This window comes from Thermophilibacter provencensis (assembly GCF_030372065.1).
GTDB lineage: Bacteria > Actinomycetota > Coriobacteriia > Coriobacteriales > Atopobiaceae > Thermophilibacter > Thermophilibacter provencensis_A.
On sequence record NZ_JAUDEA010000003.1, the window covers coordinates 84,459 to 97,661 of the forward strand.

Annotated in this window: 11 protein-coding genes; all 11 read right to left on the minus strand. The window is 67.7% G+C overall.

What is annotated here, in order from left to right; all coding sequences use genetic code 11:
- Positions 1-55: 55 nt before the first annotated feature.
- Positions 56-535, minus strand: coding sequence for a tRNA (adenosine(37)-N6)-threonylcarbamoyltransferase complex ATPase subunit type 1 TsaE (tsaE, locus tag QUW25_RS03225; protein WP_289510803.1), 480 nt, complete (start codon positions 533-535; stop codon positions 56-58).
- Entirely contained in the window at positions 536-1,147 is a 612-nt protein-coding gene (locus QUW25_RS03230; RefSeq protein WP_289510804.1) for a uracil-DNA glycosylase, read from the minus strand.
- Positions 1,148-1,181: 34 nt separating this feature from the next.
- Positions 1,182-2,330, minus strand: a complete 1,149-nt coding sequence (alr, locus tag QUW25_RS03235; protein WP_289510805.1) for an alanine racemase — start codon at positions 2,328-2,330, stop codon at positions 1,182-1,184.
- Positions 2,331-2,371: 41 nt separating this feature from the next.
- Positions 2,372-3,985 carry an NAD(P)H-hydrate dehydratase gene (locus QUW25_RS03240; RefSeq protein WP_289510806.1) on the minus strand — a complete coding sequence of 538 codons (1,614 nt, stop codon included), beginning with the start codon at positions 3,983-3,985 and terminating at the stop codon, positions 2,372-2,374.
- A 3-nt stretch (positions 3,986-3,988) separates the two neighbouring features.
- Complete coding sequence (gene acpS / locus QUW25_RS03245; protein ID WP_289510807.1) at positions 3,989-4,558, minus strand: holo-ACP synthase; 570 nt, start codon at positions 4,556-4,558, stop codon at positions 3,989-3,991.
- A gap of 2 nt (positions 4,559-4,560) precedes the next feature.
- Positions 4,561-6,411 (minus strand): glutamine--fructose-6-phosphate transaminase (isomerizing), encoded by a 1,851-nt coding sequence (glmS, locus tag QUW25_RS03250; RefSeq protein ID WP_289510808.1) that lies wholly within the window; start codon positions 6,409-6,411, stop codon positions 4,561-4,563.
- 165 nt (positions 6,412-6,576) lie between these two features.
- Entirely contained in the window at positions 6,577-7,914 is a 1,338-nt protein-coding gene (gene glmM / locus QUW25_RS03255) for a phosphoglucosamine mutase (RefSeq protein WP_289510809.1), read from the minus strand.
- Positions 7,915-8,440: 526 nt separating this feature from the next.
- Entirely contained in the window at positions 8,441-8,836 is a 396-nt protein-coding gene (gene rpsI, locus QUW25_RS03260; protein ID WP_289510810.1) for a 30S ribosomal protein S9, read from the minus strand.
- A 3-nt stretch (positions 8,837-8,839) separates the two neighbouring features.
- A complete protein-coding gene (gene rplM, locus QUW25_RS03265) occupies positions 8,840-9,280 on the minus strand; it encodes a 50S ribosomal protein L13 (protein ID WP_289510811.1) in 441 nt (146 codons plus the stop codon).
- A gap of 154 nt (positions 9,281-9,434) precedes the next feature.
- Positions 9,435-12,122, minus strand: a complete 2,688-nt coding sequence (locus QUW25_RS03270) for a glycoside hydrolase family 31 protein (protein WP_289510812.1) — start codon at positions 12,120-12,122, stop codon at positions 9,435-9,437.
- Between the two features lie 106 nt (positions 12,123-12,228).
- Entirely contained in the window at positions 12,229-13,140 is a 912-nt protein-coding gene (locus QUW25_RS03275; RefSeq protein ID WP_289510813.1) for a patatin-like phospholipase family protein, read from the minus strand.
- Between the last annotated feature and the right edge of the window lie 63 nt (positions 13,141-13,203).

Sequence of the window (13,203 nt, forward strand, 5' to 3'; positions counted from 1 at the left end):
ATCTACCCTGTCACCTTTGTCATGATGACAAAGGTGACAGGGTAGATTGTCATCATCAAAGGGCAGAGAGAAGGGCGTCGCCACGGGCGTCGTGCGTGACGAGGCGCACCTCGCGCGGGGGCTCCTCGCCCGGAGCGGCCTCGTCGTCGAGGCGGGTCACGAAGACGTCCACGCGGGCGTCGCCAATCTCGTCTGCAAACTGCTCGCCCCACTCGATGGAGCACACGCCGTCGGCGCCGAGCACGTCAAAGATGCCCGTGTCCTCCAGCTGGTCGGGGTCGTCCAGGCGGTAGAGGTCAAAGTGGTAGAGCGGCATCTCGGCGCCCTCGTAGACCATCTCGATGGTGAAGGTGGGGCTCGTGACGTCGTCCGTCACGCCCATCCCGGCGGCAATGCCCTTGGTGAGCTGGGTCTTTCCGGCCCCAAGGTCACCCGTCAGCACCAGCACGTCGCCGGCGGCAAGCGCGCGGCCCAGGCGCTCGCCCAGGGCAATCGTCTCCTCGCGCGAGGCCGTGCGGAAGCTCTTCTCGCTCATCTACTCCTCCTTGGCGGGGTGCTCGGCCAGCCACGCGCCCACCATGCGCAGGTCCGCCTCAAGGAGCGGCTGCCAGTCGGAGTGGTAGATGCAGGCCGCCGGGTGGAAGGTCGGGCATACCACAAAGTGGCCCGTCTGGTAGAGCTGGCCACGCAGCGACGTCACGCCGGCATTGGTGCGCAGCACAAACTGCGAGGCAAAGTTGCCCAAGCACACGATGACGTCCGGCCAGATGCTGCGGATCTGCTCGCGCAGAAACGGCGAGCAGGCCTCGATCTCGTCCGGCTTGGGGTTGCGGTTTCCGGGCGGGCGGCACTTCACCACGTTGGCGATGTAAATCTCGTCGCGTGTGAGGCCCACGCAGCCGAGAAGGGCATCGAGCTTGTGCCCCGCCGCGCCCACGAAGGGCTCGCCCTGGAGGTCCTCGTTGCGGCCGGGGCCCTCGCCCACAAACATCACGCGCGCATGCGGGTTGCCCACGCCAAAGACGAGGTTCGTGCGCGTGGCACCGAGCGGGCACAGCTGGCAGTTGCCCATAAGGTCGCGAATCTCCTCGAGCGTGACCTCGCGCGGCTTCTGGTGGTCGTGGCCGGGTATGTGCATGACGGACATGAGGTCGAGCCCCCTTCGCTCTGCAGCGGAGCCCTTACGTGTAGATCTTCTCAAGACGCATCCCAAAGTCGCAGACAACCTCGTAGTTGATCGTGTTTCTCAGCTCGGCCATCTCCTCGGCCGTAATGCGCTCGTCGCCGTCGGCGCCAATGATGGTGACCACGTCGCCGTACTCGACGGGGCGCGTGGGGCGATAAGAACGGGCGCTGTTGACGTCCACGGCAAACATGAACTGGTCCATGCAGATGTTGCCCACCTGACGGCAGCGCACGCCGCCCACGAGCACGTCCATCTGGTTGGAGAGCTCGCGCGCCAGGCCATCGGCGTACCCGATGGGCACGGTGGCGACCTGCATGTTCTTTCTCGGCACGCGCCACGTGAGGCCATAGCCCACGCCGTCACCCACGTTGGGGTAGATCACGCGCACCACGCGCCCGCGCACGCTCATGACGGGCTCGAGCGAGATGCGAGGGCGCGTCACCTCGGCCGGGTGAAGCCCGTAGAGGCCCACGCCCACGCGGCACATGTCGAAATGGCACTCGGGGTGCAGGACGGTCCCCGGCGTGTTGTCGCAGTGGACGAGGCCCGTGTCGAGCCCTGCGCCGCGCAGCGCCTCGACCGCCTCCTTGAAGCGGTTGAGCTGCAGGGCAAAGTCCCAGTCGTCGAGGACGTCGGCCGTGGCAAAGTGCGTTAAGGTTCCCGCGCACTCCAGGCCGCGGTGAAAGTCGATGGTGCGGCGAAGCTCCACGACGTCGTCCCGGCGCACGCCGATGCGCGTCATGCCGGTGTCCACGGCAAGGTGGTAGCGCGCCACACGGTTCTCGGCGGCCGCGGCCTCACCGAGGGCGAGGGCAAAGTCGGCCGTGTAGACGGCGGGCATGAGATTGTGCTCCACGAGCGTGTGCACGCAGTCGACGGGAGGCTCGGAGAGGATGAGGATCGGCCACTCGATGCCCGCCTCGCGCAGCGCCACGCCCTCGTCAACGGTGGCGACGGCAAACTGGCTCGCGCCGGCGGCGTGCATCGTCTTTGCGCAGGGCACGGCACCGTGCCCGTAGGCATCCGCCTTCACGACGCACATCATCTGGGTGTCGCGGCCCAGCAGGCGCTTGAACGCCTGGGTGTTGCGCCTGAGCGCGCCGAGGTTGACCTCGACCCACGACCATCTGTTAGCGGGACTCATGACCTTCTCCATGGCAATCCCCCTCTCTTGACCCCTCGAGTCTACCCCTCGTCGGGCCCTTCGGGAAAGGCCGCGTGCTCGTCAACCGCGTCCGCGGCAAGCCCGATCACGTTGATGAGGTCGCCCGCCATGACGGCGTGCGAGCCCACGCGCTCGGCCGCGAGCGAGCCCGCATAGCCGTGGACCTCGCACACATAGGCGGCGAGAAGGGCAAGGTCGGGGTCCTCGTCGCGGTGCATGGCAAGGGCCGCCGCCATCATGCCGGAGAGCACGTCGCCCGATCCGGCCGTTGCGAGCGCGGCGGGGCCGGGCTTGGGCAGCACGGCGCGCTCAACCCCCACGCAGGCGGTCGCGTTGCTCTTGGTAACAACAACGAGCTCGGAGCCGCCGTCGGACCACACGACCTTGCGCGCGGCCTCAAGCTGGGAGACGAGCGAGTCCGGCACGGGCGTGGTGGCGCCCACGAGGCGGCCCAGCTCGCCACGGTGCGGCGTGAGGATGAGCGGTGCCGTGCGTCGCGTCACCTCGGGAAACTCGGGGAGCTCGCCGTTGGTGAGGCGAGCGAGGCAGTTGAGGCCGTCGGCATCTATGACCAGGGGCGTCGAGGAGCCGAGGAGCGCCGAGACGAGCGCGCACGTGCCGCCGCTCACGCGCATGCCGGGACCCACGAGCACCGCCGAGGAGCGCTCGGCGAGCTTGAGGACCACGTCGCGAGCATCCGAGGTAATCACGCCGTCGGCATCCTCCGGCAGCGCGACCACGGGAATCTCGAGGAGGTGCGCCTGGGCCACGCCCGCCGCGGAAGCCGGCATGGCGAGCGTCACGTAGCCGGCGCCCATGCGCGCGGCGGCGCGGGCGGCCATGATCGCGGCGCCGGGGAAGCGCCGCGAGCCGCCCACCACGAGCACGGAGCCGCGCGAGAACTTGTCGACGGCCGCGGAGCGGGGCGCGGTCACCTCGAGGTAATCGGAGAGGTCCGTGCGCCAGGCCACGGGGTCGGCGTCCACGACGAGCCGCTCGGTCTGCTCGGCAAGCGGGGCCACGACGATGGCACCGCACACGTCGCGCCCGTCATCGGCGAGAAGCCCGGGCTTGAGGGAGAGCATGGTCACGGTCATGTCCGCCACCACGCACGCGCTCGCGGCATGACCGGTCTGCCCGGAGAGTCCGCTCGGCACGTCAACGGAGACGACGCGCGCTCCGCACGCGTTCACGCACTCGATCCAGATGTCAAAGGGGGCGCGCACCTCTCCGTGAAAGCCGGTGCCCAGCATGCAGTCGAGCACGACGTCGGCCGTCTCGAGCAGGCTCTCGAGCTCGTCTCGCGGGGGTCCCACGAGGGTCGAGACGCCCGCGCGCACGGCGCTCTGGGCAACCTGGCGGGCCAGGTCCCCGGACAGGCCGTCGGGCTCGATGGGGCACACGACCTTGACGTTGACGCCGCGACCGTGAAGCGCCTCCGCGGCAACCCAGCCGTCGCCGCCGTTGTTGCCCAGGCCGGTGAGGACCACGACGTTGTCCACGTCCCCCAGCTCGAGCACCTCCTGAGCCGCGGCGTAGCCGGCGCGGTGCATGAGCTCGGAGACGCTCACGCCCTCGCGGGTGAGGGCGACCTCGACGCACCGCACGTCGTTGATGTTGAGAACGGGCTGCATGTTCTACTCCTTTGGAAGAGGCTGGGACGCGTCTTGCTCGTCTTGTCCACTTTGTACCCGGTGCAAAGTGGACACGGATGAGAGCTCGTCCTCCTGGACGCGCTCCAGCTCGTCGAGAATGGAGCGAGCCTCCTTGAACGAGCTCGCGAGGGCGCGGGCGGCGTCCTGGCGCGCGTCTGGCTCGGGACGAACGTCATCGGTCACGGCAATGGCGTTTGCCACCGCCACGTCATGGGTGTGCGAGATGGAGAGCGCAATCTCGCGGATGCCCCGCTCCCGCGCGATCTGCGCGGCACGGCCGGAGAGAATCGCGCGCGGGCGGCCCGATTCGTCGCGCCCCACAGAGACGTCACGGAAGCCCACGCCGTCGGAGAAGCCCGTGCCCAACGCCTTCACCACCGCCTCGCGCGCGGCAAAGCGCGCGGCGTAGTGCTCCGCTGGCCGCGCGCACCCCTCGCAGTAGGCACGCTCCTCGTCCGTGAAGACGCGCCGGGCAAAGTTGGGGCGCCGCCTGAGCACGCGCTCCATGCGCTCGATCTCGAGCATGTCAACGCCAATTCCCGCAGTTGCCATCTCTACTCCACCGTCACCGACTTGGCCAGGTTGCGCGGCTTGTCAACGTCGCAGCCGCGGGCGCGCGCCACGTAGCGCGCGAGCATCTGGAGGTGCACCACCGCCACGATGGGCACGAGAAGCTCGTCGCTCACGGGCGGAATCCAGAGCACGTGCTCGACGAGCGAGGCCACCGCCTCGTCACCATCGGTGGCAACCGCCACGCAGGTGGCGCCGCGCGCGATGACCTCCTGGATGTTGGACACGGTCTTATCGTGGACGCGGTCCTCCGGCACGATGGCCACCACGGGAAAGCCCGGCTCCAGAAGGGCAATGGGACCGTGCTTCATCTCGCCGGCGGGATAGGCCTCGGCGTGCAGGTAGCTGATCTCCTTGAGCTTGAGCGCGCCCTCGAGGGCAGTCGTCGCATTGACGCCACGACCCAGAAAGAGCGCCGAGTGGGCCCTGCGGAAGAGCGCCGCGGCGCGCTTGTCCTGCCAGGCGCGAGAGATCACCTCGCGGATGAGGTCGGGAAGGGCGCAGAGGTCACGGTAGTGGCGCTCCACCTCGGAGCGGTCCATCTCGCCGCGCGCCTCGGCAAGGCGCAGGGCAAGAAGCGCGCTCGCCACCATCTGGGCGGTGTACGCCTTCGTGGACGCCACGCAGACCTCGGGGCCCGCCTGCACATAGAGCGTCCCGTCGGACTCGCGCGCGGCCGTGGAGCCCAGCACGTTGGTGATAGCAAAGACCTTGCAGCCCATCCCCCGCATGCGACGCGCGGCCGTGAGCGTGTCTGCTGTCTCGCCGGACTGCGTGATGACCACGCAGAGGGTGTTGGGCGTCACGAGCACGTCCTGCTCGTAGTTGAACTCGGAGGCGTAGTCGCAGATGACCTGCACCTTGGCCCAGGTCTGGATGAGCGTCCGTGCGATGAGGCTCACGTGATAGGACGTCCCGCACGCGATGAGGTAGACGCGATCGATGGCGGCAAGCTCCTCCTTGGTGAGGGAGAGCTCGTCGAGAAAGACCCCGTGCTCGCCCATGCGGCCCGCGAGCAGGCGCTCGATGGCCTCGGGCTGCTCGGCGATCTCCTTGGCCATGAAGTCGGCATACCCGCCGAGCGTGGCGGCGGAAGCGTCCCAGTCGATGTCAATGGTGGTGGGAACCGCGACGGGCACGCCCTCCTCGTCAAAGACCTCAACGGCGCCCGACGCCTCGAGACGGGCAAACTGGCCGTTCTCGAGCTGGATGACGTGGGAGGCCACGCTTGCGAGCGGGGTGACGTCCGAGGCGGCGTAGGCGCCGTCCTCCGTGGACGCCACGACGAGCGGCGAGCCGTTGCGCGCGCAGACGATCTGCCCAGGGGCGTCGGCGCACACCACGGCGAGCGCCCAGGAGCCCTCAAGGCGACGGCAGGCGTGACGCACCGCGCGCACGAGGTCGCCCTTGCAGGGGCCGGCCCAGGCATCCTCGATGAGGTGGGCGATGACCTCAGAGTCCGTGTCCGAGACGATGGTGTGGCCACTCCGCTGCAGGTAGGAGCGCAGCTCACGGAAGTTCTCGATGATGCCGTTGTGCACGATGGCAATGCGACCCGTGCAGTCCCGGTGCGGGTGAGAGTTCTTGTCCGTGGGGGCGCCGTGCGTGGCCCAGCGAGTGTGCGCGATGCCGGCCGTGCCCACGAGGTTGGCCGTCTCACAGCGCTCAACGAGCGTGGCCACGCGCCCGGCGCACTTGACGCCGTGAAGCTCGCCGTCCGTGCCCACGACCTCAACGCCCGCGGAGTCGTACCCACGGTACTCAAGGGTCTTGAGCCCCTCGAGCAGGTATCCAACGGCCTGGTTCCTACCGGTGTAGCCAACGATTCCGCACATGCGGGCCTCCTGGTGTGTTTAAGCTGCGCCATCGATTGTACCAGCGCACCATGACAATGGACTCTGACGCCAGTGTCATAAACCAATAGGGACGGGCGGCTGACGGACGCTTCTGGCAAGAGGAACGTCCGGCAGCCGCCCGCAGGGATTCCTGGGTCTGGGGCCCTAGGCCTTGAACGGCTCCAGCGCCTTGAGGACGATGGCGTTGGCCTGCTTGCAGAGCTCGTCGGTGGGAGCCTCGGCAAGGGTGCGGACCAGCGGCTCGGTGCCGGAGGCGCGCACGAGCACGCGGCCCTGCCCGGCGAGGAACTCCTCGGCCTGCTTCACGGCGTCGAGCACACCGGCGTCGCTCATCGCGGCGTCCTTGTCGGTCACGCGCACGTTGATGAGCTCCTGCGGGTAGAGCTTCACCGGCGCGCAGAGCTGCGAGAGGGTCTCGCGCTCGGCGCGGATGACCTCCATCACGCGCAGGCTCGTCATGATGCCGTCGCCCGTGCGCTCGATGTCGCCAAAGATGATGTGGCCGGACTGCTCGCCACCCAGGCTGTAGCCGTTCTCGCGCATGCACGCATAGACGTTCTTGTCGCCCACCGCGGTGGTCTCGTAGGAGAGGCTCGCCTCGTCAAAGGCCTTGAAGAGGCCGTAGTTGCTCATGACGGTGGGAACCACGGTGCCGGCGGTGAGGCGGCCGTGCTTGTTGAGGTAGACGCCGCACACGTAGAGGATGAGGTCGCCGTCAACCACGTTGCCGCGCTCGTCCACGGCAATGCAGCGGTCGGCGTCGCCGTCGTAGGCAAAGCCCACGTCGAGGCCCTGCTCCACCACGTGACGACGCAGGCGGTCGATGTGGGTGGAGCCGCAGTCAACGTTGATGTTGAAGCCGTCGGGTGCGTTGTTGATCACGCGGACGTCCGCGCCGAGGGCGTCAAAGACGGGCTTGGCAACGGAGGACGCGGCTCCGTTGGCGCAGTCCAGGCCAACCTTCACGCCCTGCAGCGAGAAGTTCGCGCTCGCGATGAGGTGGGCGATGTAGCGGTTGCGGCCCTGCATGTAGTCGACGGTGCAGCCGATGGCATCGGCGGTTGCCAGCGGCACCTCGAGCTTGCCATCAATGTAGTCCTCGATCTGCTCGAGAACGTCCTCGTCCATCTTGAAGCCCTCGCCGTTGACGAGCTTGATGCCGTTGTCGGTGTAGGGGTTGTGGCTCGCGGAGATGATGATGCCGCAGTCAAAGCGGCCGTCCACGGTCTCGTACGCAACGCCGGGCGTGGGGATGACGTGCAGCATGTAGGCGTCGGCACCGGACGCCACGAGGCCCGCGATGAGCGCGGACTCAAACATGTAGCTCGAGCGACGGGTGTCCTTGCCCACCACCACGCGGGCCTTCTTCTCCTGGCGCGCGCCATAGTACCAGCCCACAAAGCGGCCGATCTTGAAGGCGTGCTCGACGTCGAGGCCCTCGTTGGCGCGGCCGCGGAAGCCGTCGGTGCCAAAGTACTTCATGGATCGCTCCTCTCGGGAGGTATCAGAACAAAAGACCAGAACCATCCTACTCGTATGGGGACGGCGGGGCTGTGACGGTTGTGTAAACACAGAAAGGTTGCGCGGAGTCCTCACGTCGCGCGCCCCATCGCCAGGCGCTGCCCCTCCCCATTATCGCGCAGAATCAAACACCGCTTTTTATATCCGCAGGTCAAAGTAACGTACACGTACGCTTTTGCACGTTAGGCAGAGACGGGCGAGCAAGGACCTGGTCGAGATTTTCCCCTTCGTGTAGCGCTCGCGTCGCGCTCCAAGAAATCTGCCCCCTCGTGTAGCGTGAAATCGGGCCAATTCGGGAGTTCTGCTGAGTATCGACGCGCGTTTGCGCAGTTGACCATCAGCCGGCTATTCCCGAAATCCCCGAAACCACGCTACACGAGGGGGCAGATTTCCGCCTGACGACGCACGGCGCTACACGAAGGGGAAAATCTCAAAAAAAGACCCGCCGAGTAGAGCTCGACGGGTCCAAGGGTGCGATGAGGTCGCCTTAGCGCTTGGAGAACTGCGGGCGCTTGCGGGCCTTCTTGAGGCCGTACTTCTTACGCTCGACGGAGCGGGCGTCACGGGTGAGGTAGCCGGCCTTCTTGAGGTCGTCACGGTACTCGCCGGCGTCGAGAAGGGCGCGGGCGATGCCGAGGCGCAGCGCGCCGGCCTGGCCGGTGATGCCGCCGCCGTCGCAGTTGGCGAGGACGTCAAAGCGCTCGGCGGTCTCGGTCAGGCGAAGCGGGGCAACGGCGTTGTCAACGAGCTGCTGACGGCCGAAGTAGTTGATGGCCTCACGGCCGTTCACGACGACCTTGCCGGTGCCGGGGACGAGACGAACGCGGGCGACAGCCTCCTTGCGGCGGCCGGTGCCGGTGTAAACAACGGTGTTCTCAGCCATCGGTTAGGCCCTCCAATCAATCTGGACGGGGTTCTGGGCAGTGTGCGGGTGCTCGGGGCCGGCGTAGACCTTGAGCTTCATGCCCTGCTTGCGGCCGAGGGTGGTCTTCGGCAGCATGCCCTTGATGGCGTGCTCGACAACGCGCTCGGGGTGCTTCTCCATGGCCTCGCGGAAGCTCTCGAGCTTGAGGCCTCCGAGGTAGCCGGAGTAGCGCCAGTACTGCTTGTGATCAGCCTTGACGCCGGTGAGAACGACCTTGTCGGCGTTGATGACAACGACGAAGTCACCGGTGTCGGCGTTGGGGGTGAACTGGGGCTTGTTCTTGCCACGAAGAATCATGGCAGCGGTGGTGGCCAGACGACCGAGGGTCGCGCCCTCAGCGTCGATGAGCACCCACTTGCGCTCGACTTCGCCGTTCTTGGCGAACTGAGTCGACTTCTTCACTTGACTCCTCCTACATACCTACGAGTGACGGCTTCTGGACAAACCGCCGTGCTTTTGTCAGAGATTACGGGGCTCTGTGGAAAAGCTGTAAGAGTATAGCGCATCAACGGCCGGCTCGACCTGTGAATTTTCCGTCCATAAGCCGCACAAATGGTCATTGCGCGCCGAGAAGGACCACGCGCTGCGACGCCTCGCTCACGTTGGCGCGCGGAAGCCGCACGCTCACCCGCGGGGCGCCGTGGGCGCCGGTGACCATCTCGGCCAGCACGCGCTCCACGGGCGGCGCAAACGTCTCGATGGCGGGCGCCTCCTCGAAGAGCCACGTGGCCGTGCCGGGCTCGGGATCTGCGGCCTCAAACGTTGCGCGATCAGACGCCTCCACGAGTTGCAGGTCCTTCTCGCCGCACTGGACGCGCAGGCCGAGGGGACGCCTGGACACCGTGGCTCTGAGCGTCGTCGAGCGCAGCGCCTCGTAGCCGTCATAGCCCCCGCGCGAGGGCTCGGCCAGAAGGGTCGTCTTCTCCCCGTCCGTCGAGCACGTGTATGTTGTCGCAACGTGACCGCCAAACGAGACGCCGTCGTCCTCGTAGGCCACGAAGCGGCTCTCGCCCGGCGCGGGCCAGAAGTCCACCACGCGGCGGGTGCGGTCGAGCCCGCCCGGGTTCCTCACGCCCACGGGGCGCGGGTTGTTGTGCGGCGCAAACCGGGGCAGGATGGCGCCCGCGCGCACAAAGAGAGGCAGCTTCCAGAGCGGCGCGTCAAAGCCGTCGAGCACCTGGCCGCCGGCAAAGCGCTCGCCGGTGAAGAAGTCGATCCAGACGTCATTTGGGCTGCCGGGCAGGTAGATGCCATTGCGGACGTCGTTTCCAGCGGCGTCCGGGCGCACCTCTTGATAGATGGGCGCCACGAGCAGGCTGTCACCGAGCAGGAACTCGTAGCGCGTGGCCTCCCGCGGCGCGCCCTCGTCCGCGAGCAGCGCAGAGCGCACCATGGGCAGAGCGAGGTCGTCGTTGCCCTCCCAGCCTGGCACGCACGAGGCCGAGGCCGCGCAGGTGGAGATGTACGGCATGAGGCAGCTCTTGAGCTTGAGGTACATGCGGCAGATGCCCGTGTGCGGGTCGCCCGCGGCGTAGGGCAGCTTGGGCAGGGACCCCCAGCCGTCCATGTCCAGCATGATGGGCGTGAGCGCCTTCCACTGGAAGTCGCGCGTTGCCACGAGGGCGTTGCCGCCAAAGATGCCGTCCAGGTCCGAGCCCACGTTGGGGTTGCCCGAGAGACCCTGGCCCACGTAGGTGGGCACGTGCATGCGGATGTACTCCCAGTCGGTGCCGTCCTGGTCGCCGGACCACACAGCCGCGTAGCGCTGCGTGCCCGCCCAGCCGTCAAGCGTGAGGACAAGGGGGCGCCTGCCGGTCTCCTCCTCCATGATCTGATATCCCTGACGGGTAGCGTTGAGGCCAAAGGAGTAGCCGTCGCCCACCCACTCCTCGTCGGTCTTGAGGGCGCGCACGCCGGCGCGTGCCACCTCGGCGCGGAAGTCCCGCAGGTTCTGCCAGGTGGCGTCCGGGTCCGCCGACGGCGTGATCTGCGACTGCGCCCACAGGCCCACCTCCACGCCGCGCTCGTTGGCATACGCCGAGAAGGACGCGAGGTTGTCCACGTTTGCCGAGATGGCGGCAAGGCGCTCAGGCGAGCTCGCGCCGTCCGCGTCCACGCCGCCGGTGCGCTCGTAGCCGTTGTGGCCATAGCCGGCGCCGTAGCCGTCGTTGGGGAGAATCCAGCCGAGGGGCATGTCGTGGCGGGCGTGCTCGTCGATGACGGCGCGGGCGGAGAACTCGTAGGGCGTCTGCCCGCGGTACTTCTCGGCAGAGGAGGCGAGCACCTCGTCGGGGCCGTTGAGAGATTCGGCGAGGTGCCCCTCGGGCACCACGTAGCCGCGGCGGCGCCCCAGCTCGTAGCGGGTCTCGCCCGGCGCGTCCGCGGGGGCGGAGCCGCGCACCGTCCAGGCCTGCGCGCCCTCCTCGTACCCAAACGACCACGCGTCGCGGTTGTAGGCGTTAAGATGGCCCAGGTAGAGGGCAAAGTCCGGGAAGTGCGCAGGCGCGCCCGTCACCTTGAAGTAGGCGCGCAGGATGTCCTGGGCAACGCGGCGCAGGCTGGCTGCGGGGTCATCCGCCACGAGGAGATACGCGTCAAAGACGGGATCCTCGTGGGCGGCAACGAGGTTGGGCCCGGAGCTGGCAAAGTCGTACGAGCCGGGGGCAAACGTGTCTCTCAGCACGCCGTAGCCCGCGCTCGACCAGAAGAACGGGCTTGGGGAGGCCACGCCGCCGTCGCCCCACTGGTTGCTGTTCATGGGCGTGGTCACGATGCGCACGACGCTCCCCGCGTGCTCCGCGCGGCCGTTCTGCGTGCCGCCGCCAAAGAAGCGCTCGCCGGCGCTCGTCGCCAGCGTCTGCGTGGATGCGCGCTCGTCCAGCGCCACGGGGGCAACCTCGCGCATGACCGCGCGGCCGCGACGGCGCAGCTCCATGTGGCCGTCCGCCTTGGCAAGAAGGAGCTCGATCTCGCCCGCGCTGATCGAGAGCGCGTCGCCCGCATCGCGGACGCCGGCGGCGGGGTGCTCATAGACGTTGGACTCGTCGGGCTGCGCCTGGATGCGGGCCACATGGTCCGGCGAGACCGGCCGCGCGTACGGCGCAAACGCACCCGTCGGGTCCACGGTGACGCGGATCACCCCCTCGTCGAGAAAGGCGATGCGGGCCGGCAGGTTCTTCTCGCCGGCGCAAAGGGTTACGAGCACCTGGTAGGGGCGCTCCGGGTTCACGCGAGCCTCAATCACGGGCACTCCTCGCAAAAGGGGACGGGTTCTTTTGTTCAGGGAAAACGGGACAGGTCATTATTGCAAACCTGTCCCGTTTTATCTGTTCAGAAAAACACGTCCCCAATTAACAGTCCGCGCAGAGGAAGGCGTCGATCTCGGCGAGACGCGCCTCGGCCTGGCGGCGCCCCGCAACGTAGAGCGTGAGCAGGGACTCCCCGTCGCGCGTGGACGAGCCCACCGTCACGGGCCCCTCCGGGGCGATGACGAGGCAGCGCCCCTCACGCTCAAGCTCCCAGAGGTGCTCGCGCTGAGCGTTGTAGCGCTCGCCGCGCGTGCGGAGCGCCTCGAGGTAGTACGGGTAGGCGTCGTAGCGGTGGGACTTGAGGGCGATGGCCTCGGAACCGTCTCCTCGCACGTAATCGCGGTCGCGCGTGAGCACCACGAGCGCACGCTCCGCGGGGATGTGCCCCTCCACCTCGCGCGCACCGGGCAGGCCCATCGCCGTCTCAAACGGGATGGAATCCGTGGTGCCGCCGTCAAGATAGCGATGCCCGTCGATCTCCACGACGCGAGAGACCGTAGGCAGCGAGGCAGAGGCGCGCACCTTCACAAGGTCCTCGGGGTACGAGCGCACGGGCAGGTAGTCGGGGGTGCCAAAGGTCACGTCGGAGACCACCGCGTAAAAGGGGGTCTCGGACTCGTTGAAGGTCTCGATATCGCACGGGTCGAGGCGGTCCTGGACCTCGCCGTACATGAAGTCCGCACCGGCGATGTCGCCCGTAGTGGCAAACGACCACAGCGACATGAAGCGTCGGTCGTCGCGGAAGGCCAGGATGTCGCGCATGGTACGGCCGATCTGGCGCGAGCGGAAGTTGGAGCCGTTGATGGCGCCGGCCGAGACGCCCCAGATGCTCGAGAAGCCCGTGAGGCCGCGCTCCTGCAGCACGTCGAGCACGCCCGCGGTGAACATGCCGCGGAACCCGCCGCCTTCCAGCACGAGCGCGGGCACGTTGGTCTTTTGGGTCTGGGCTGGCATGAGTGCTTCCTTCCCACGCGTTCTTCTCGGCGCCCCCCCGAGGGGCGAAGCAAAAGCGGCCGC